The sequence below is a fragment of the Macrococcus sp. PK genome, assembly GCF_022501545.1.
In the GTDB taxonomy this organism is placed as follows: Bacteria; Bacillota; Bacilli; order Staphylococcales; family Staphylococcaceae; genus Macrococcoides; species Macrococcoides epidermidis.
The window spans coordinates 35,672-55,967 of the sequence record NZ_JAEPRF010000005.1 but is presented as its reverse complement, the minus strand read 5'-3'; the positions used below and the strand labels follow the sequence as shown (position 1 = coordinate 55,967).

Annotated in this window: 21 protein-coding genes and 10 tRNA genes; 8 read left to right on the top strand and 23 right to left on the bottom strand. The window is 34.2% G+C overall.

Translation table 11 applies throughout. The annotated features are described in order from the left end of the window. The coding region (locus tag JJJ02_RS04720) for an IS3 family transposase (protein ID WP_240837646.1) at window positions 1-229 on the top strand (229 nt) is incomplete at its 5' end. A gap of 66 nt (window positions 230-295) precedes the next feature. On the opposite strand, the gene JJJ02_RS04715 is transcribed toward JJJ02_RS04720, so the two are convergent. The 14 genes from JJJ02_RS04715 to JJJ02_RS04650 all read right to left on the bottom strand — a co-directional run bounded on the left by JJJ02_RS04715 (window position 296) and on the right by JJJ02_RS04650 (window position 4,152). Then, window positions 296-556, bottom strand: coding sequence for a hypothetical protein (locus JJJ02_RS04715; RefSeq protein WP_240837644.1), 261 nt, complete (start codon window positions 554-556; stop codon window positions 296-298). A gap of 15 nt (window positions 557-571) precedes the next feature. Continuing rightward, a complete protein-coding gene (locus JJJ02_RS04710) occupies window positions 572-1,039 on the bottom strand; it encodes a PH domain-containing protein (protein WP_111716337.1) in 468 nt (155 codons plus the stop codon). A gap of 216 nt (window positions 1,040-1,255) precedes the next feature. Then, window positions 1,256-1,344, bottom strand: a tRNA-Ser gene (locus tag JJJ02_RS04705). A gap of 46 nt (window positions 1,345-1,390) precedes the next feature. Continuing rightward, window positions 1,391-1,462, bottom strand: a tRNA-Glu gene (locus tag JJJ02_RS04700). Window positions 1,463-1,466: 4 nt separating this feature from the next. Further along, a tRNA-Asn gene (locus tag JJJ02_RS04695) sits at window positions 1,467-1,541 on the bottom strand. A 10-nt stretch (window positions 1,542-1,551) separates the two neighbouring features. Continuing rightward, a tRNA-Gly gene (locus JJJ02_RS04690) sits at window positions 1,552-1,622 on the bottom strand. A gap of 8 nt (window positions 1,623-1,630) precedes the next feature. Further along, window positions 1,631-1,706, bottom strand: a tRNA-His gene (locus JJJ02_RS04685). Window positions 1,707-1,725: 19 nt separating this feature from the next. Beyond that, window positions 1,726-1,798, bottom strand: a tRNA-Phe gene (locus JJJ02_RS04680). A 4-nt stretch (window positions 1,799-1,802) separates the two neighbouring features. Continuing rightward, window positions 1,803-1,878 (bottom strand) — tRNA-Asp (locus JJJ02_RS04675). Window positions 1,879-1,886: 8 nt separating this feature from the next. Then, window positions 1,887-1,960, bottom strand: a tRNA-Met gene (locus tag JJJ02_RS04670). 229 nt (window positions 1,961-2,189) lie between these two features. Beyond that, a complete protein-coding gene (locus JJJ02_RS04665) occupies window positions 2,190-3,110 on the bottom strand; it encodes a ketopantoate reductase family protein (protein ID WP_239243211.1) in 921 nt (306 codons plus the stop codon). A gap of 240 nt (window positions 3,111-3,350) precedes the next feature. Then, a tRNA-Ser gene (locus JJJ02_RS04660) sits at window positions 3,351-3,439 on the bottom strand. Between the two features lies 1 nt (window position 3,440). Beyond that, window positions 3,441-3,515 (bottom strand) — tRNA-Asn (locus JJJ02_RS04655). A 79-nt stretch (window positions 3,516-3,594) separates the two neighbouring features. Continuing rightward, window positions 3,595-4,152 carry a competence protein ComK gene (locus JJJ02_RS04650; RefSeq protein WP_170122521.1) on the bottom strand — a complete coding sequence of 186 codons (558 nt, stop codon included), beginning with the start codon at window positions 4,150-4,152 and terminating at the stop codon, window positions 3,595-3,597. Between the two features lie 244 nt (window positions 4,153-4,396). On the opposite strand from JJJ02_RS04650, the gene JJJ02_RS04645 reads away from it, so the two are divergent. After that, on the top strand, window positions 4,397-4,606 hold the full coding sequence (locus JJJ02_RS04645; protein WP_099576706.1) for an IDEAL domain-containing protein: 210 nt from the start codon (window positions 4,397-4,399) through the stop codon (window positions 4,604-4,606). A 75-nt stretch (window positions 4,607-4,681) separates the two neighbouring features. Here JJJ02_RS04645 and lplA read toward each other — a convergent pair whose 3' ends face one another. From lplA to hemE, 4 genes are all read right to left on the bottom strand, one after another. Continuing rightward, complete coding sequence (gene lplA, locus JJJ02_RS04640; protein ID WP_239243210.1) at window positions 4,682-5,668, bottom strand: lipoate--protein ligase; 987 nt, start codon at window positions 5,666-5,668, stop codon at window positions 4,682-4,684. Window positions 5,669-5,735: 67 nt separating this feature from the next. Beyond that, window positions 5,736-7,112: a protoporphyrinogen oxidase gene (hemY, locus tag JJJ02_RS04635; RefSeq protein WP_239243209.1), complete on the bottom strand. Its 1,377-nt coding sequence runs from the start codon at window positions 7,110-7,112 to the stop codon at window positions 5,736-5,738. 15 nt (window positions 7,113-7,127) lie between these two features. Next, window positions 7,128-8,048 carry a ferrochelatase gene (gene hemH / locus JJJ02_RS04630; RefSeq protein WP_239243208.1) on the bottom strand — a complete coding sequence of 307 codons (921 nt, stop codon included), beginning with the start codon at window positions 8,046-8,048 and terminating at the stop codon, window positions 7,128-7,130. Window positions 8,049-8,066: 18 nt separating this feature from the next. Then, window positions 8,067-9,107, bottom strand: a complete 1,041-nt coding sequence (gene hemE, locus JJJ02_RS04625) for a uroporphyrinogen decarboxylase (RefSeq protein WP_111716315.1) — start codon at window positions 9,105-9,107, stop codon at window positions 8,067-8,069. 139 nt (window positions 9,108-9,246) lie between these two features. On the opposite strand from hemE, the gene JJJ02_RS04620 reads away from it, so the two are divergent. Further along, the gene (locus JJJ02_RS04620) at window positions 9,247-9,765 is read left to right on the top strand and encodes a hypothetical protein (protein ID WP_240837642.1); all 519 of its coding nucleotides are present in this window, start codon (window positions 9,247-9,249) and stop codon (window positions 9,763-9,765) included. A 21-nt stretch (window positions 9,766-9,786) separates the two neighbouring features. Here the strand turns inward: JJJ02_RS04620 and JJJ02_RS04615 are convergent, their stop codons facing one another. Both JJJ02_RS04615 and JJJ02_RS04610 read right to left on the bottom strand, forming a co-directional pair. Continuing rightward, on the bottom strand, window positions 9,787-11,004 hold the full coding sequence (locus JJJ02_RS04615; RefSeq protein ID WP_170122520.1) for an ABC transporter permease: 1,218 nt from the start codon (window positions 11,002-11,004) through the stop codon (window positions 9,787-9,789). After that, window positions 10,997-11,731, bottom strand: a complete 735-nt coding sequence (locus JJJ02_RS04610; RefSeq protein ID WP_111716309.1) for an ABC transporter ATP-binding protein — start codon at window positions 11,729-11,731, stop codon at window positions 10,997-10,999. The genes JJJ02_RS04615 and JJJ02_RS04610 overlap by 8 nt, the downstream gene beginning before the upstream one ends. Window positions 11,732-11,871: 140 nt before the next feature. Here JJJ02_RS04610 and JJJ02_RS04605 point away from each other — a divergent pair, with 140 nt between their 5' ends. The 5 genes from JJJ02_RS04605 to JJJ02_RS04585 all read left to right on the top strand — a co-directional run bounded on the left by JJJ02_RS04605 (window position 11,872) and on the right by JJJ02_RS04585 (window position 15,051). After that, window positions 11,872-12,297, top strand: coding sequence for an HIT family protein (locus JJJ02_RS04605; protein ID WP_111716308.1), 426 nt, complete (start codon window positions 11,872-11,874; stop codon window positions 12,295-12,297). Window positions 12,298-12,356: 59 nt separating this feature from the next. Continuing rightward, window positions 12,357-12,713 carry a YtxH domain-containing protein gene (locus tag JJJ02_RS04600; protein ID WP_111716306.1) on the top strand — a complete coding sequence of 119 codons (357 nt, stop codon included), beginning with the start codon at window positions 12,357-12,359 and terminating at the stop codon, window positions 12,711-12,713. A 190-nt stretch (window positions 12,714-12,903) separates the two neighbouring features. Then, on the top strand, window positions 12,904-13,449 hold the full coding sequence (locus JJJ02_RS04595) for an HTH-type transcriptional regulator Hpr (protein ID WP_099576687.1): 546 nt from the start codon (window positions 12,904-12,906) through the stop codon (window positions 13,447-13,449). A 33-nt stretch (window positions 13,450-13,482) separates the two neighbouring features. Beyond that, on the top strand, window positions 13,483-14,058 hold the full coding sequence (locus tag JJJ02_RS04590) for a DUF3267 domain-containing protein (protein WP_111716304.1): 576 nt from the start codon (window positions 13,483-13,485) through the stop codon (window positions 14,056-14,058). A 66-nt stretch (window positions 14,059-14,124) separates the two neighbouring features. Beyond that, window positions 14,125-15,051 (top strand): peptidylprolyl isomerase, encoded by a 927-nt coding sequence (locus JJJ02_RS04585; protein WP_111716302.1) that lies wholly within the window; start codon window positions 14,125-14,127, stop codon window positions 15,049-15,051. A gap of 190 nt (window positions 15,052-15,241) precedes the next feature. Here the strand turns inward: JJJ02_RS04585 and yhaM are convergent, their stop codons facing one another. The 3 genes from yhaM to JJJ02_RS04570 are packed head-to-tail and all read right to left on the bottom strand — an operon-like array spanning window position 15,242 to window position 20,279. After that, window positions 15,242-16,183: a 3'-5' exoribonuclease YhaM gene (gene yhaM, locus JJJ02_RS04580; protein ID WP_240837640.1), complete on the bottom strand. Its 942-nt coding sequence runs from the start codon at window positions 16,181-16,183 to the stop codon at window positions 15,242-15,244. Then, window positions 16,180-19,104: an ATP-binding protein gene (locus tag JJJ02_RS04575; RefSeq protein WP_240837638.1), complete on the bottom strand. Its 2,925-nt coding sequence runs from the start codon at window positions 19,102-19,104 to the stop codon at window positions 16,180-16,182. Before JJJ02_RS04575 ends, yhaM begins: the two co-directional genes overlap by 4 nt. Further along, window positions 19,101-20,279, bottom strand: a complete 1,179-nt coding sequence (locus tag JJJ02_RS04570; RefSeq protein ID WP_239243205.1) for a metallophosphoesterase family protein — start codon at window positions 20,277-20,279, stop codon at window positions 19,101-19,103. Before JJJ02_RS04570 ends, JJJ02_RS04575 begins: the two co-directional genes overlap by 4 nt. Window positions 20,280-20,296 lie beyond the last annotated feature (17 nt).

The following is a 20,296-nucleotide window of genomic DNA, read 5'->3' as shown; positions in this document are numbered from 1 at the left end:
TCAAAGCATGTCTAGAAAAGGTAATTGTCTAGATAATTCTCCAATGGAGAATTTCTTTGGAATATTGAAACAAGAAATGTTTTATGGTGAATCATTTGATTCGTATGATGAGTTAGAAGAGGAAATTAATGATTATATGGAATATTATAATTTCGTCAGAAAGAAGAGAAAATTAAAAAGCAAGACTCCTGTAGAATACAGAAATCTTGCTTTAATGAAAGTAGCTTAATAAAAAGTTCAACTTTTTGGGTTCACTACATTATCTAGTCTCACGATTTTTTTATTATTATTTTTATTATTTTTGATTGAAGAATTCTTTTAATCTTGCTACAACTGCTTGTGCATCTTCTTCTGTGACATCACGTACACCAGATTTTGTTAAATCAATTACGTAACTTTGTGCATCATAATGCACATCGATAGAAGTTCCATTCACATCATAGCTGCGTGGTTGAATCTCCTGCACTTTATCTTCTTCGTGATTTTCACGGTAATCTGAACCAAATTGACCTAATTTAAGTTCAGCATATGATTCGAGTTTATCGATATTTGCCATTGTTAATGTCCCCCTTTATATTGTCTCAGACATTTTAATTCTAATAAATTCCACAATTTCAGGCAAGTCTTTACTTTTAATCATTCGTAAAGTTACTGATTTTTCACTTAATTTCTTTCGTTTATATTTGAAGAATAACTCTCCATATTCCCCTTCAGTATCAGGCTCAAAATCAATGTTAACTATATCCGCATATTTAATTACTTCATAGTAAATACGCTTTGATTTCATTTTACTATGGACCATAGAAATACGATCATCTAATAAAATAAACAAACCATGTTGGTTCAAATTAATATGACTATAAGTTGCAAAATGAATCAGTTCCTTGTTTTTAATATCTTTGCAAATCACTTTTAATAATTTAATAAAGAAACGGCGCTCAGATTTTTTAATTCTTTTAAAGATTTTCGAAAAGCGTTTATATCTTACTGGATAGTTAATTTCTGCTAACACTTTACGTGTCGATGCTTTATCTTTCATTTCATCACCTTATGATTTCTATTTTGTATTATAATTCACAATTAACTTTAGAAGTATAATATTTGAATAACTTTATTATACATGCTTTCTACATTAAAAAATAGATAGTAAAGCAACTTTTATTTGTAGGTATATACGTAAAATAAACGTAGGTATTAAACGAAATAAAACTACTGATGATTTCATTAAAGAATCAACAGTAGTTTTATTATTTAACGGATCGTGAGAGATTCGAACTCTCGAAACGCTTGTGACGTTTACACACTTTCCAGGCGTGCTCCTTCGGCCAACTCGGACAACGATCCATAATAATTAAAAAAAATCAGAAGCGATATTTCACTTCTGATTATATGACCCCTACGGGATTCGAACCCGTGTTACCGCCGTGAAAGGGCGGTGTCTTAACCGCTTGACCAAGGGGCCAAAATGGCTCCACAGGTAGGACTCGAACCTACGACCGATCGGTTAACAGCCGATAGCTCTACCACTGAGCTACTGTGGAATAATAATGAAGCGGGTGATCGGAATCGAACCGACAACATCAGCTTGGAAGGCTGAGGTTTTACCACTAAACTACACCCGCGTTACAAATGGGGCGACTGATGGGAATCGAACCCACGAGTGTCGGAACCACAATCCGATGCGTTAACCACTTCGCCACAATCGCCAAATTTATTATAAAAAGATGGCTCAGGACGGAATCGAACCGCCGACACATGGATTTTCAATCCATTGCTCTACCGACTGAGCTACTGAGCCAAAATGGCGGTCCCGACGGGAATCGAACCCGCGATCTCCTGCGTGACAGGCAGGCATGTTAACCGCTACACCACGGGACCACTAATAATTGCGGGAGGCGGATTTGAACCACCGACCTTCGGGTTATGAGCCCGACGAGCTACCAGACTGCTCCATCCCGCGATAATAATATGTTGTCTCTCGTAAAAAGAGTACTTTTAAAATATATCATTTTAAGTTTGTGAACGCAACATTAAAAAAGTGTAAATTTTATCTTTAGAGGCATATTTCATACGAATGTTGTATAAAAGTATGTTCTTGTTGGTAATCTAGTGATATATTTGGTTTATTCTAACCATCAAAAAACCAGACACGTTGTTACATGTCTGGTAAAAAACCAAGATCTATTCTATTACTTTTCAATTTGATGTACTAAATGCGTTAAAATATCACAATATGGTGTTTCTATCCCTGCTTCATCACCAAATCGACTAACAGCACCTGTTAAGAAATCAACTTCTGTCTTACGTCCATTATGAATATCTTGAGTCATAGATGGATAATGCAGACCAACGACATCAGGTGAGTACATTTTATGGAATTTCTCCATTGTTGCATCTAAATCAAGCTTTGCACCTTTAGTAGCCCCTACTGCAATGATTTCCTTAACTAATGGGATTAACATTGCATCTGCTTGTTCATATGCACCAAACTCCCCGATACGCTTATCCGTTACCGAACAGTATGTGTTGAAGCAGCAGTTCACTAAAGCTTTATTCCAGATTGATGTCACAATATCATTACTGATAACACCATTAAGTTTCGCTTCATCTAAAATTACTTTCAATTGTTCAATGAAAGCATCCACATGGCCATCAGGATATCCAAATTCAATATTACCAGTGCCTTCTAAAATTAATTCACCAGGTCCTTTTAAACCTGCTGACCACATTGTTACAGCCAGTATAACTTGCTCAACCGACAATTTCTTCAGCAGCATATCACCATGACCTAAACCATTCATCAGTGACATCACTTTCGTTTCTTTTATAATAACACCCTGTTTAATTAAATTATCGATTGTTTCTTCAGCAGTCAACGCTTTTCTTAATAAAATTACCAAATCTGCCGGTTCATTATAGTCATCCATAAATACTGCCTTCACTTTATGGTTTGTTGTTTCACCATAAGAATGAACAGTAACACCATTATCATTCATCGCATCAACATGGTCCTGCCATTTATCAAGCATCACCACATCTTGTCCACTTTCAGTTAAATAAAGACCTACACGTCCACCCATTGCACCTGCGCCTGCCATAACTATTTTCATACTTTCTTCCTCCTCATTTGATTATCTAATATTATTTTATCTCAGGAATAAGTAAGTTTGTTAAATATTTCACATACTTTGTTATGTATTAATTTGTAGTCATATAGATAAAATTAATACATCTATGAAGGAGCATAATATTAAAAATATAATGAGTTTATAATAATTCAAAAGTTCAGATTATTCAATAATTTGTTTTAAATATAAAAAAACACTTAGCATACACTAAGTGTTTTGTAACGGAGATGGAGAGATTCGAACTCTCGCGCCGGTTACCCGACCTACACCCTTAGCAGGGGCGCCTCTTCAGCCAACTTGAGTACATCTCCATGGCTCCACAGGTAGGACTCGAACCTACGACCGATCGGTTAACAGCCGATAGCTCTACCACTGAGCTACTGTGGAATAATTTCAATCAACAAATACTATTATATCAATTGAAATGAATTGGTCAATACTTTTGGTAAATATTTTTATGGAACATTTACACCTTTTTCTCTAATAATGCATACATTGCTAACATTTCGAATAGATTTGCCCTACATTTGTCAAAATGCACTGTTTCCTGTGTATACATTTCCTGTTTTAACGCTTTTGCTCTTACACAATATTCCAGTTTAATCCCATGCAAATACTGTGTATTAAAAGTATACGTTGTCACCGGAAAAGATACTTGTGACTGATCATCAAATTCTACAACAGTATCATAATGTTCACCTGCGTGAAATCGATTTACATAGTGAACATTGATCCAGGCCATATCGTTACTTCGATCACTGTGCGTCGGAAAGAAATATGTTTGTGTACCAGGCTGTACGATGATTGGTGGTTTTGTATAAATTTCTGCAATCATCTTCGTAGATATTTTTCTCGCTTTATATGAAGCATGATAAAAGAATAATGAGTCTTCAATGATATGTAATGGCTTCTTTTTAAATATAAATGTTTCTCTTCCGTATTCACCAATTTCAGAAAGTACACTTCTACCATCTCTATACGCCTTAATATACATCGTCTTTTCATTAACAATATATTTCTCCATATCAACTTTCTCCTTTGTCAATATATTGATAATATTATACACAATTCCAATTAACATTTGTTAACTTTCTCAAATTTTTTACATAGTTTACATTAGAAAAAGATATGTTTACAAAGTTAAAAATATGGTTATATATTATTAATCAAAGCGAACAAATGTTAATTAATATAATTTTCTGAATACTATTGCAATTTAGAATATTATATAATATACTCGTTTTAATACATTTGAGGAGGTAACACTTATGAACTATAATCAGCAAACACAATTAAATGGTCTTGAAACTTTCGTATCTAATCTCAATAATTTATATATCGAGCTTATCATTGACGAAGCTGTTAAAAGTCATCAAAAGAAATTATTAAAAGAAAAGATTGATTTGTCTTTATTAAATCATAACCAGGAAGCATTTCTAGAGTATACGAGTGAATTGAAAGCTCTGGAGGAAATTTAAATTGAATACGATAAAATAAAGCGCCAATACCTCAAAAATTAATTTTAAGGATTGGCGCTAAAAATTTGTCTTTTTTTATTTTGCAACTAAACTTAAAAATTCTTCTTCCGTTACTCTACCGAAGTAATGTCCAAAGTCTACTGTATCTAACACTGCCTTCACAGCCTTTTGATTATGTGGTAATCCTTTAAGTTTCTGTTCGATCTCAGTAACTTCACCTACACCAAAGAAATCACCGAATATTTTAATATCATCAATCATACCTTTAATGACATTAATCTTAAGTTCCAACATACCTCCAGGGAATTTCTGTTTAACTTCATAATTATATTTCGGATTTTTCCCATAATTCCAGTCATAGTTACGATATTTCTGGTCACTGATTTCTTTGATCTTCTTCCAGTCTTCTTCCTGAAGTTGATATTCTTCAATCTCACCATCGAATATTGAATGCAGTAATGTCTGTTTAAAATCTTCCATTGACATTGGTGCTTCAAGAAATTCCTGAATGTTTGCTACACGTGAACGAATAGATTTTATGCCTTTTGTTATGAGTTTCTTTTCACTTACGGTTAAGCTCTTCACGACTTCTTCAATATCACTGTTTAACATCAGTGTGCCGTGCGAGAACATGCGATCTCCCGATTGAAACATCGCATTACCTGAGATTTTACGTTCGCCAACCTGAAGATCATTACGTCCTGTCATCTCAGCTTTGACACCTAATTTATTAAGTGCCTCTACGATTGGCATCGTAAATCTCTTAAAGTTATGGAAACTGTCTTCATCAGCTTTTGTTACGAAGCTAAAATTTAAATTGCCTAAATCATGATAAACTGCTCCACCACCAGAAATACGACGAACAACATGAATATTTTGTTCATCAACATATGATTGATTAATTTCAGCAAATGTATTTTGATTCTTTCCGATAATGATTGATGGTTCATTAACATAGAATAAGAAATAGGAATCATCTTTCGGTAAATGTTTCAATACGTATTCTTCCATTGCTAAATTCAATGAAGGATCCGTTATATTATTATTGTGAATAAATTTCATAACATCCTCCTAAAGTGTGTCTGTATTTCATTATAATGCTGCTGATTTATTATAGACAATGTTTTGTTTATTCATGTGCTATTTGTAATGCAGCGCGTTGTCCTTGTGCGACGCAGTCTGGCAGTCCTACCGCTTCAAAAGATGCACCGGTAATCACTAAACCAGGATACTGTGTCTTAATATAATGCTGAATCGCGCGAATGCGATCAATATGACCTACTTCATATTGTGGCATACTGTTAAATAATTTTGTCACAATGGTAAATTCAGGTTCACCTTTAATTTCCATCATTTTATCTAAATCATTTCGCGCAAGTTTCACAATCGCTGCATCGTCATTATCTTTAACCACATTGCTGCCAGGACGACCAACATATGCACGTAACAGTGTCTTACCTGGTGGTGTTGTATGAGACCATTTCTTGTCTGTCCACGTACACGCAGTGATGACGGTATCAGAGTTTTTCGCAATGACAAAACCTGTACCATTTTCATTATTATTCACCTGACTGTCATCAAAAGCCATCACAACGGTAGCCACACTTGTCGTCTCCATATAGTCGAAATAGTTTAATGGTCCATCATTGAGCCAGTTGCGAAATACTGTATGAGGAACCGTAATAATGACTTTATTGTAGTATACTTTCTCCCCATTTACAGTAATATGATAGCCGTTATCTAATTTCTCGATGCCATCAACTTTATGATTATATTTTATAGAGATACCTTTTTGCTCTAAGTCTTTTACAAGCGCCTCTATAAAACTCATTAAGCCATTTTTAAATTGTCTAAACTGTCCCTGAACTGGTCCTTTACTTTTAGGCGCTTTCTTCTTATTAGCACGCATTCCTTTTATAAGACCACCGTGCTTTTCTTCAGTCGCTTTAAAGTCCGGGAATGTAGATTTTAAACTTAACTTATCAATATCAGCACCATATATACCTGATAACAATGGTTCTATCAAGTTTTCTAAAGTTTCATTGCCTAAACGTCGTCTGAAAAAAGCACCGACTGAAACATCCGGTTCCATCGGTTTTGGTTGAATCAAGTAATCCATTCCTGCACGCAATTTTCCGATTGGTGAGATCAGACGTGTTGATAAAAATGGTTTCATCTCAGTCGGAATACCTAATATTGAACCACCAGGTATTGGATAAAGTTTATTTTTGGCATAAATATATGATTTTCCGGTATTATTTACTACAATTTCATCTTTTAAACCGATTGCTTCAGCAAGTTCTGTCATAATCTTTTTACGTCCAAGATATGATTCTGGACCTAATTCTATCGTATACCCGTCTTTTTGGTAAGTTTTTATCTTACCACCTGGTACGTCACTCGCCTCTAATATATCAATTTCAATCGATGAATCTTCTTTTTGCAGATAGTACGCTGCTGATAATCCGGTAATACCTGCGCCGATCACTGCACATTTCTTTGCCATGTTAAACACTCATTTCTATTGATTTAATACACTTTGAATTTCATCCACCATCGCACCAATAAAACGTTCATCCGTATTCGGCATCGCAGGGCGATAATATTTCACATTTAAATCGTCACACACGACTTTACATTCATAATCATTATCATATAATACTTCTAAATGTTCACAGACAAATCCTACTGGTGTATAGATAAAATGTTCATACTGTTCTTCTTCGTGTAATTTACGTGTTAAATCCTGTACATCAGGTCCTAACCATGGATCTGGTGTATTACCTTCTGACTGCCATCCAGTTTCAACGTTTAAAATTTTAGAATTGTCCATGATCATTGTTGCAGTATCTTCTAATTGATCTGGATAAGGATCGCCTGCTGCTTTAATTTTCTCCGGCAGACTATGCGCGCTGACAATCAACACTGTCTTTTCCCAATCAGTCTGTGGAATTGTATCTAGTGTGCTGTTCACTTGATCTGTCCAGAATGCAATAAATTTATCCTGATTATAGAATGATTCAACATGTTTAAGTTGAATACCATATTTACTTGCTTCTTCCGCGGCACGTTTATTGTAACTTCCTACTGAGAAGTTAGAATAATGTGGTGCTAAGACAATTGTTACCGCTTCAGTAATACCATCATTATGCATCGCTTCTACTGCATCTTCTATAAAAGGTGCGATATGCTTTAGACCGATATATAATTGATAGTCGTCACCTGTAGCTTCATTTAATGCTTTCACTAAAGCTTCTGCCTGGCGTTCTGTTGTCCCTGCTAGCGGTGAGATACCACCGATTGCTTTATAGCGATCTTTTAAATCCTGCAAACTTTCTTCAGATGGTTTTCTACCATGTCTAATGTGTGTATAGTATGGTTCAATATCCTCTTCTTTATATGGCGTACCGTATGCCATAACGAGTAATCCCTTTTTAGTCATTCATTCTTCCCCCAAATTTTAAGCTTTATATTTCGCTGAATAATCATGTACAAAAGCACTTACACGACGTAAAGTGTCCGGTTGAACTTCCGGAAATACACCATGTCCTAAATTAAAGATATAACTGTCTGACTGTAATCCCTGATCTAGAATACGTTTAAGATGAGATTCAATCACTTCCCATGGCGCAAGTAAGATTGCAGGGTCCAGGTTGCCCATTAAGGTCTTTGTAATCCCTTTTGCACGTGCTTCTTCGATTTGCAGTCGCCAGTCTAATCCTAATACATCAACAGGTAAAGCATTCCACTCTTCGATCAAGTGACTTGCACCGACACCAAATGTAATGACTGGTACTTGTTTTTCTTTTATACCAGCGAAAATTCTTGTCATATGTGGTGCTATAAACTGATGATAGTCTGCTTTATTTAATGCCCCAACCCATGAATCAAATACTTGAATCATCTTACAACCAGCATCGATTTGAGCGTGCGTATATGTAATACACATATCAGCTAGTTTCTCCATAAGCATATGCCATGCTTCAGGTTGCTCATACATCATCGCTTTTGTTTTGTTGTAGTTTTTAGATGGCCCACCTTCAATCATATAACTCGCTAAAGTAAACGGAGCACCAGTAAAGCCGATCAATGGTACATTTAACTGTTCTTGCGTTAATAACTTGATCGTATCTAAAATGTAAGGTACATCTTGTTCAGGATGAATCTCACCTAAACGAGATACATCCTGTATCGTACGGATTGGATTATCGATTACCGGTCCAATACCAGATTTAATCTCAACGTCAACACCAATTGCTCCAAGCGGAGACATAATATCTTTATAAAGAATTGCTGCATCCGTATTGTATTGATCAACCGGTAACTTTGTGACATATGCACAAAGTTCTGGATCATGTGTAATCTCAAATAAACTGTGTGTTTCTTTAATTTTACGGTATTCAGGTTGACTACGTCCTGCCTGTCTCATAAACCAGACCGGTGTATGTTCTGCTTTTTCCCCTCTTGCTGCTTTTAAAATCGTATCGTTAAATGAATTCAAACAAACTTCCCCCAATTTTTTCGTATATAGTCTGATTTTATCATAACAATTATTATAAAGTATCATAAAAAACTAATGTCATTAAACTGACATAAATCTTGTATTTTGGGTATACATAAATAAAGAGAGGATGATAACGATGTATACTTATATAACTTATGGCTCCAGCTTCTTCCTGGATAAAATAAAAAAGAAATATTCAAAACGACAAATATTATCTTTCTATAATGAAGATAACGCCTATTTATATGAAGAAACAGATGATAAATCAGTGTTTAGTGCACCTCAGTCATTCACGAACGTTATCAACGATGGTAAACTACTTGAGAAACCGACTTTATTACTCTATTTTATTGTGAAAGAAGCGCGTCAGGAAGTCTTTGATACGAAATTATTACCATTAGAAAAACTAAACGATTACGAAGGATATCAGGCTTTCCGTCTATTACGTCCTAAACGTGGCGAAACATATGTTGCGACTTTCCAGTTTGATAGAAAGAGTCAGATAGATGACTTTAGAAAGAGCAGCTTCTTCAGAGAAAACTTCAGTAAAGAAGCGTTGTCAATGTATCAATCAGAAGATATTATGGCAAATATCTATTATTCAAAATATTTATATGTTGAAAAACCTGAAGAGTTAACAGAAGCAGAAGATTAAAAAAGGATTGAGACACATGTCTCAATCCTTTAATAACTTCATACGTTTTTCAATTTTTTCTGTTACATTACGCATCGTCCAGAGCATTAGCAGAAAAAAGACAGCGGCATAATAAAAATGCGCCGGATATAATATCAAATAGATAACCGCAATAATAATTGTTGTAAGCCATACGAGTTTACGCATAAACTGTTTGAAACCAGTTAACACTAAACTTTCCGGCACCGGCCAAACTTGTGGCCACAACTGAAATGCCTGTTGTTTATAAAATTGCGATGTCTGTAAGACGATCGCATACACTAAAAATGCGCCGATAATCATTGCAATGATTTCCTGATTCACAATCCACATCACTACAGCTGCGATTAAGATTAATCGAATGATAATCCATAATGCATCACTACTACGTAGAAAATTTCTGATAAATAAAAACTCAAACATATGTTGCTGATTGTACTTTGATTTATGCTTAGGTAATAAGACATCAAGTACACGACGTCGTTTAACGGTATCTTTCATTCCTTTTACATCTGTAAACATATTAATGGTCTTATTTTGTTGATGTGTCAATCGTTCTTCGTAATCAATCATTGCATGCCAGTTTACTGTACGATACTGTGTGTTCTTATTAAGCAGATAAACAAGACCAATCCCAAAAATGATAATCGGAATGATAGTAATCGGCAAACCTTCAAGCGAAGTATAAATACCCGACAACGCCATCAAAAAGATCAGCAGACTGATTAAATGTTGCTCAATATCTAACTTCATCATTAAAAAACGAATCCAGATTCCTACTATAATCATTACGATCCCTAAAATAACAGCACAAATATATCCTATCATCGAGGAATCTGCTGCATTAAAATAAAGCGGCATAAATAAAGCTGCTACAATGACAAAAATAACACTTCGAATCAAAGCACTTCTTATCATCGCTGATTTAAAATAAGCATTCATATGCTGTTCAAAATTCAGTAAAAAAATCTGATCTGCCGGTCTGACAAATGTTCTGATATTTGTAATGGTCAATACAGCAAGTGCTACTGCAATAATAAGATGATAATTGATGTGCGGTGATAAGTGTTTCACCATTTGTGAATACTGTAACATCAATGCACCAAAAGCAATTGATAAGAACACGACAAAATGACCGTTAAAGATAAACTTACTATAATAAGCTACCTCTTTTTGGTTCTTCACGCGCCTTTGATTAAAAAGTTGAACTGCCTTATTCATGCGCATCACCTGTTGCATAAATATAAATTTCATCCAGTGTGGCATTTGGCATATTAAACTGCATCCTTAAATCATTAAGCGTACCTTTACCGATTAGTTTACCATGGTGCATCAGTAAAAATGAGTCACAATAACGTTCTGCCGTCGTTAAAATATGTGTACTCATCAATACAGTACGGCCCGCTTCTCTCGCTTTCACCATAAGGTCAAGCATCGATTGTATCCCTAAAGGATCTAGTCCTAAAAAGGGCTCATCAATTATATGAAGTGATGGTTCCGGGATAAATGCACAAATAATCATTACTTTCTGTTTCATTCCTTTCGAGAAATGAGCAGGAAATTGTTTCAATTTATCTTCTAAACGAAAGATCTTTAATATCGGCATCGCACGTTCCATCGCTACCTCTGCATCAATATTATAAGCCATCGCCGTCATATCGATATGTTCTTCTAATGTTAATTCATCATATAATACAGGTGATTCCGGAATATACGATAGTTCTGAGCGATATTTAAATGGGTCGCTAGAGAGTTTATAGCCATTGATTTCAATATCACCTTCTAACGGACGTAGCAACCCTAACATATTCTTAATCGTCGTACTTTTACCGGCACCATTTAATCCGATAAGTCCGATAATCTGACCTTGCGCTAATTCAAAATTAATATTATGAACAACAGGCTGATTACCATATCCACCTGTTAAATTACTCACTTTAACTGTCACATGCATTCTCCGTTCGTCTTAATTTAAATTTATTGTATCAAATAATAATTATTTCTCATAACGAATTGTGATTGAATGAATAATTTCAATAATTACATTATAATAAACAAAATAGCAAATTATATAAGGAGGCGTTTTCAATGTGTGAAACAGTTTTCGGAAAAATATTAAAAGGTGACATTCCTTCATATAAAGTTTATGAAGATGCGTATACATATGCTTTTTTGGATATTTCACAAGTATCAAAAGGTCATACACTTGTTATCCCTAAAAATGCAGCTGAAGATATCTTATCTGTAGACCCTGAAGATTTAGCAAAAGTCATTCAATCTGTACAAAAAGTTGCGAAAGCAGTTGATGCTGCTTTTAGTCCAGCAGGAATCAACATTATTCAAAATAACCGTGCTTTCGCTGATCAATCTGTCTTTCATATCCATTTCCATATCATTCCACGTTATGAAGATGATATCGATGGGTTCGGTTACAAGTGGGAAACACATGCAGATGCATTCGATGAAAGTGCAATGCATGAATTAAAAGATGCAATCAGCAATGCGATAAAATAAGCATGTTATTTTAAATTATGGGTATAGACTAGTACAAGCAAATTGAGGAGGATCAATTTATGAAATTTTCACGTATATTATTAGGATTTGGTGTAGGAATCGCAGCAGGTGCAGCAACATCAATATTAAATGCACCGAAGTCTGGTAAAGAATTACAACAAAACTTTAAATCAACAGCATATGATACTAAAGCTCAGGTGAATCAGCTAAAGATTGAAGCAAATGAAGTAAAAGATGCTGTCTTCAAAACAAAAGATGCCTCACAAGAAGTGATGAAAACGATGACAGATGAGATTAAAGACATGATTGCACATTATAAATCTGATATTCAGCCAAATGTTGAGAATTTAAAAGGCAATATCGAAAATTTAAACAATCGTAAAGATGAAATTATGGATACTTTATCTAAGAAATAAAAATATAAACTGAAATTATAATATCTTCTGTTTATATTTTTAAAAATTCAGAAAAATACCTTGTTTCACAAATGTATTATGGTAAAATATTATTATTCTATAGTAAAGTATGATGTAATCATCATACTTTTTTTAATTTAACTATAGCAATAATATAATTTTAATATACAAGTGAAAGGATGGCAGCGTTATGAAGCGTGAAAAAGATGTAATTGAAAAAATGCTTTTTACACATAAAGTATCTCAGTTGAGTAAAGCTTTATGGAAAACCGTGGAAAAAGACTGGCAAAATTGGATTAAACCATATGATTTAAATATTAATGAACATCATATATTGATTATTATTAGAAATCTTGAGAAAGCAACAATCTCACAAGTAAGCCAGTATGGTGTGATGCATGTTTCAACTGTGTTTAACTTTGCGAAAAACCTTGAAAAACGCGGCTATTTAACGATGCCTAAAAGTGAATTTGATAAACGTAACACGTATCTTGAATTGACTGAAAAAGGTAAAGAACTGCTGTATGAAACATATCATGGCTATAAAGAAACCGATGATCGTATTTATGATGCAGCAAATAAATATAATGATATAATGCATGACCTTCCTTCTTTCACTGAATTAAAATATATCGTCGCGCAAATCTACGGCGACGACTTTATTAAGCACCTTGATAAAAGTCATAATGACCTATTAAAAGTTTTACTTGACGAGAACGAAACTGATAATGCATAATTGCTAGGTAAATTGACCGATAGGAGAATTGCCATGTACTTATGTAATAAAAACTTTAACTTTCGAGCAACATATGGCTTACAGCGCATATTGCTTATTTCAGCACTTATTTCAATCTTAGTATTTATCGTAAGTTTTGAATTATTCTCAAGTGTATTTGGTAAATATTTCTCTGATCAGTACTTTTTTCTTTTTATAGCAGCATGCTTATTGCTATACCCCATTCATAAATTTTGTCATATGATACCTTTTATGAATGATATGAAATCAATGATCTTACAAAAAACGAATAAATCTAAATTTTTTCCGTTATTTAATATAAGAATCAATCATCCGATTCACAAAATTAAATTTGGTATTTCACTGATGCTACCGTTTTTCATAATAACTTTCATCACGTTATTTTGCGTAGTTGTATTGCCACAATTTGCTCACTATTTTCTATTTATATTTTCTATTAATGTCGGGATGTCATTTATTGATTTTATATACTTAAAATATATTATCAACACACCGAAAGGCTCTTATATCGAAGAACGTAAATATGGTTTTGAGATACTGACTAAACATGAACTTTCAACGAATAATCATGAGTGCAATATTAGATAAATTGTAATCTAATATTGCTTTGTGATATATTAGAACAGAAATTTGTAAGTAAAAAGGAGAATATGTATGACGAAACTTAAAAAAGTAATGCTACCTGCAGCATTATCTATATCCGTTTTAGGATTATCTGCATGTGGCAATAATGGTGAAACTTTAATATCTTCTAAAGCTGGCGATGTTACTACATCAAACGTGATTAAAGAGATGGGCAAAACTGAAGTCGCTAACACAGCGTTCCAAATTTTAATCGGAGATATTTTAAAAGATAAATATGGTAAAAAAGTAGACGCAGATAAGATTAAAAAATCTGTAGACGAAGAAATCAAAAAATACGGTGGCGAGAAACAGTTCCTTCAAATTCTGCAACAGCAACAACCAGGAATGACTGTTGAACAATATAAAGATACACGTGTGAATGATGAATACCGTAAAAAATTATTAGAAGATACAGTAAAAGTAACGGATGCAGATGTAAAAGAAAATGCGAAGAAAGCATCTCACATCTTAATTCAAGTGAAATCTGATTCGAATAAAGATGGTTTAAGTGATAAAGCTGCGAAAGCAAAAGCTGAAAAGATCTTAGCACAAGTTAAGAAAAACAAAGCTGACTTCGCTAAGATCGCTAAAAAAGAATCTGGTGATACAGGTTCTAAAGCAAACGGCGGCTCATTAGGCTATGTTGTTAAAGGACAAACAGTTGAACCATTTGAAAAAGCATTATTTAAATTAAAAGAAGGCGAACTTTCTGGCTTAGTAAAAACTGACTTTGGTTACCACATTATCTTAGCGGACAAACAAGATGATTTCGATAGCCAAAAAAATAGTCTAAAAGAAAAAGTACGTCAAACTAAAATTCAAAAAGATCCTAAATTAATGGTTGATGCATACAAAAAGCTGCTTAAAGACTACGATGTCGATTACAAAGATAAAGACATTAAGAAAATCGTTGATGAGCAAATTTTAACAGCACAAGCACCAGAAGTAAGTCAGTAATCTAAACAGAGGCTGGGACAGAAGTGTTCTGCCACAAGCAAAAACCGGACTAAACTAATAAATCGCACTTTGATTTATAGTTTTTGTCCGGTTTTGTCGTAGGGGCAACTTCTGTGCCGCCGTTTAAGCTGTTAAACAGAAGAGGGTTAAGACTTATGTCTCACCCTCTTTTAAGTTATTTCGTCAATCATTAGTCCAGATTGATTGGTTTATAAAATTGTCTGTTCTCAAGTGCAAAAATGCGTTCTGAGAAATTACCCTTCTCTACTTTTTTCATATGCTTATCAAACATCTGCATACGTGCATCAATATTATCAATAAAGTTTAATATCTCCGCTTCTTTTACCATCGGCAATTTCGGTGAACCATATTCATATTTACCATGATGACTTAAGATTAAGTGACGAAGCAGCATAATTTCTTCTCCATCAATATTATGTTCACGCGCAATACTCGCTACTTCATCACTCATTATTGAAATGTGGCCTAATAGATTTCCTTCTACCGTATAACTTGTTGCGACTGGGCCGGACAATTCTTTAACTTTACCCAAATCGTGCAGGATAATACCTGAATATAATAAACTCTTATTGAGTGATGGATAAATATCACATAATGCTTTAGCCTGCTTTAACATCGTCAGCACGTGATATAACAATCCTGAAACGAAGTTATGATGATTGCTACTCGCAGCTGGGAATGTCATAAATTCATTTTGATATTTCTTTAATAATAAACGCGTCACACGTTGTAACTTCGCATTCTCAATTTCAAGCAGACAGTCCATCAGGTCATTCATCATATCATCTTCACTAAGTGGTGCTGATTCTAAAAAGTGCTCAAGCTTCACACCATCTTCAGGTGTCGCTACTTTAAACTGATTGACCTTCATCTGAATTCTGCCACGATAATCTATAACATCACCTTTAATTCTCACTAAAGTTTCAGGTGTGAGTGCTTTTATATCGTCTTCAGTGACAGTCCATACTTTCGCTTCTAAATCTCCACTTTTATCTTTAAGATATAACGTTAAATAAGGTTTCCCTTGTCCTGTTACGCCCTGAATTGCTTTATGAATTAAAAAGTAGTTATCAACAGCAGCACCAGGTTTTAATGTTTCAATGGTTCTCATTTTTTAACCTCCTTATTTATTCTCTCTAGTGTAATGGTATTTTTGTTTGTAACCACAGTTGATCTATTACAAGTGTAATAAATAATTTGGTTAGATTTTAACTTCATCATATATTCTAATATACGCTCACGTCTTGTTCTATCAAAATGCACAAATGCATCATCAATAATAATTGGGAACGGATAATATTTATTAAGCGACTGGATTAAACTTAGTCGCAATGCAATATACAGTATTTCTTTCGTTGATTGCGATAATTCCGTCGGATGATAAACTTGACCATCGCTCGCTTTGACAACAAGGTGTTGATCTTTATACAGGACTTGTATATATCTATCTTCAGTCAAATACTTAAATATCTCAGTTGCATCACTGATAACATATGGTAGTCTTTTTTCTTTAACAGCTTCAATATGTGCGTCAATCAATGTTTCAATATAATTGACCGCCGTAAAATCATATATCAATGTATTTAATTGATTTTTCTTAATCTGTAATTCATATTTTAGACGGGACAAACTATCATCACTCGCGATTGTTTCCATTTGCTCGTGTATTACTGTTAATCTTTCTTTCACTTGCGCTAAGTCTTGCCTTAACTGTTCAATATGTGCTTCAATAGCATTTTGTTGCGCTACTAAGTCAATCGTTGTAACATAACTTAACGCCGTATTATCGTCATATGAGAAGCCTTGTTCAGTAAGTGAACGACTTAATTGATCAAATTGAGTTAAATCACGATGATAATTGTTAAATATTTTTTCCTGAGCATAATATTCTGATTCATTGCTTACCTTAGCTTCATCGAAAAGTGTCTGTAATTCATTATTGAACTGTAATAATTGTTCCTGCATAATTGCAATCTCTTTATTTAACAGTGCGATCTGATCATTATTCTTATTAAACTGAAACTTATTCTTCTCATCTTTCGTCTGCATCGTCTTTAAATCATGGAATAAGCTGTCGATATTTAAATCAACCGGTACTGTTTGTTTGAATCGATTAAAAGCTTCGTTAAATTGTAATATATGTTGCTCGGTAGCTTTATGTTTACCATTCAATGTTTCTAATTCTATTGCCAATGCATTTATCTTATTAATTTGTTTGATGGCGAGTGTAAGTCGAGTCACCAGATAATCTTCTGGTAAATTTAGTTTTGTTCTTATATTTTGTAATGTTGAAGTCGATTGTTCAATACGCTTATTAATATCTTGTAAACTGTGATTTAACTGATGATATCGATTTTTTTCGCGAGTTATTTCACGCTTACCTTCACTCATACGCTGTCTGATTAAGCGTTGTTCTTCCAGATCAAAGGATAAATCGAAGTTATCCTGCAAATCTTTTACTTTTAGATTAAGATCAGATACTTCCTGCGCTAAAGATTGATTGAAATGTAAATCTGGTTTTTTGTTCATCATCAACATGACGATTGTAATTACAGTTAACACACAAAATACACCCAGCACGATATATTGCGGTATTATAAATGAATAGATTGCTCCACCGATAAACAATAACATCATTAACAAAAGACTACCTTGCTGAAGTTTATATTGTTTTAACTGTTTTGCTTCAAACGCTGCTGCTTCTTCTTTCATCGTATCGTAAAGCTTTGTTTTATCTATTAAATCAGTCTTGCTCTTTTCAAGTTGTAAAGATTTTTCGAAACGCTCATCATGTACCTTTACATGTTCCAGATCATGTAGTGCCTGTTCTTTTTTAGCAATCGTATCTTTAACAAAATTAATCTCTCGATCGATCTGTGACTTTTCAAGTGAATCTTTTTCGAGTTGATTGATTGTTAAACTTGCTTGTTCATTTACTGATGGACCTGCATCTACGAGATGATACTCCTCCCAGCCAATATCTTTCATCAAAGTTGCCTGTTCGTTTGTCAGCTGATCGATCATCTTTGAATGGTGAGAAAGATCTGACTGATAGTTCCGATATGACTGTTCTTGTTTCAACAAGTCATTCGATTGTTCTATTACTGGATTCTCCAGCAATTGTATCGTGCTGTTTTCTACTGTGAGCTGATTGAGTCTTTCCTGACGTAGTTGTAGGTCGCGATTAACTTGATGCTGCTGTTTCTTAAGCGCTTCAAATCGGTCAATCCCCTGCTCGGGGAAAGTTGGCGGTGTGATATTCAATTTGTGTTCGAGTGCTTTCCATTCTTTCGCTTGATCGTGAAATGCGATTTCACGTTGTTTACGTTGTAATACTTGATTAAGTTCTTTAAGATGTGTCTTATATTCATCAGACTCGCGACTTAATTTATCTTGTTCAGACAGTAATGTATCATACGTTTCAAACAGAAGATCTTTTTGACGAATTTGAGATTCTAGAACTTGTAATGCTTCCGTTGCTTTATTTATTTCACCCGAAACGTCATCATTTAATAATCGTGATTTTTCCTGTTTAATATGTTCTGTCATCTGCGTAAACTCAGTACTGCCAAAAGCTCCAGCTTGCAAAAGATACGCCTGTAATTTATCTTCAGTCAGTTTGCGATGCACTTCCTGTAATCCTAATACATCAAATGAAAAAATATTTTTAAACGTTTCTTTTGAAATGTGGTTTAATAACTGATTTAACCATTGCACATCTTTTTGTTTACCATCAAGCAATATTGTCGCTTCTTCTTTTTGATGTACGTAGTTGCGTTCAATCGTTACTATCTCGCCTGTTTGTAATTCAAGCGTCATCTTACCTCCGTATTGCGGTGAAAATCTCGGCTCAAGTCTCGGTTCATATTCCCCATCTTTAGGGAATCCAAATAATAAAGCATGGATAAACGCCTGCATCGTTGATTTTCCAGTTTCGTTCTCACCATAAATCTGAACAAAGTCTGAATGAATATCAAATTTTCGATGTTCTAATCTGCCGTATCCATATATTTCAAGTGATCTTATCTTCATGATTCATCCCTCATCATTAACTTTAATCTTGATTCGCCGTGATTAAGTAACGTTTGATGCACATCAAAACTTATATCATCTGCGTATCGTTCAACACTTGATTGCTGTATCGGTACACGTGCCTGATTAAATAACGCTTCGTTCTCTAAATGCTCTGTATTGAATTCACTGGCTAGCGTATGTACTTCAAATGTCTGCTCAAGCTCGATGTCATCGATCCAGACAAATTGTGATTCATTTGATTCATACATTTGTACTTGCTTGAGAATACTTTGTATTAAATGGCTGTCAATTAATGTTTCAAATGGATTAACGAGCTTTAACTGATACATACTTTTCCCTGAACTTCTTATACTATGCTTAAAATCAGTAATATCCTGATAGATGGCATGTTTGCCGGTTTCATTTAATGTTAACGTTACATGTTCAAAACGGATATGTTCTGTCGGAATAAATTTAACGTCAAGTGTTGTATGATCACCTTCAACGTAAAGATACCCTTTTCGACCAGTATCAGAGAAACATGTGCCTTGCATCTTGCCAGGATAATGGATTTCAGGCAGATCATTAAGACGTTTCTTATATGGTAAATGTCCTAATGCCCAGTAATGATATAATTTTTCGTTTAAATCCTCTATTCTAAACTCTGTAGCATTGAAGCCTTTAATCTTATGATGAATTCCATGCAGCATTCCGATATGAATGGATTGATCCACTTCATTCACTGGATAACTGTCTAATTTATTTTCATAAGTTGTATGTTCTTTATAGCTAAATCCATGAATAAACACTCTTTGTCCGTTATGCGTAATCAGCTCGTATGACTGTACATCTTCAGAGAATACAACGACATTTTCCGGATACTTTGTATAAGACTTTTGAGATAACCTATCTTCAGTACCAGCAATGTAATACACAAAAATATGTGCTTGATTTAATCGCTCAAATTGCTGTTCAATAAATTTATCGGCTCTAATATTTCTATTTTTACTCGAATATAAGTTCCCACTAATAAGTATAAAATCAATTTTCAACTCTATTGCATCATCAACTAAATTTTTAAAACTTTCAAAGCTTGCTCGATATACATCCTGCATAATATGTTCCGGCAAGTTACTTTTTAAATCAAATGGCTCGTCTAGTAATAAGTCTGAACAGTGGATAAATTTTACCATAAGCAGTACCTCACTTT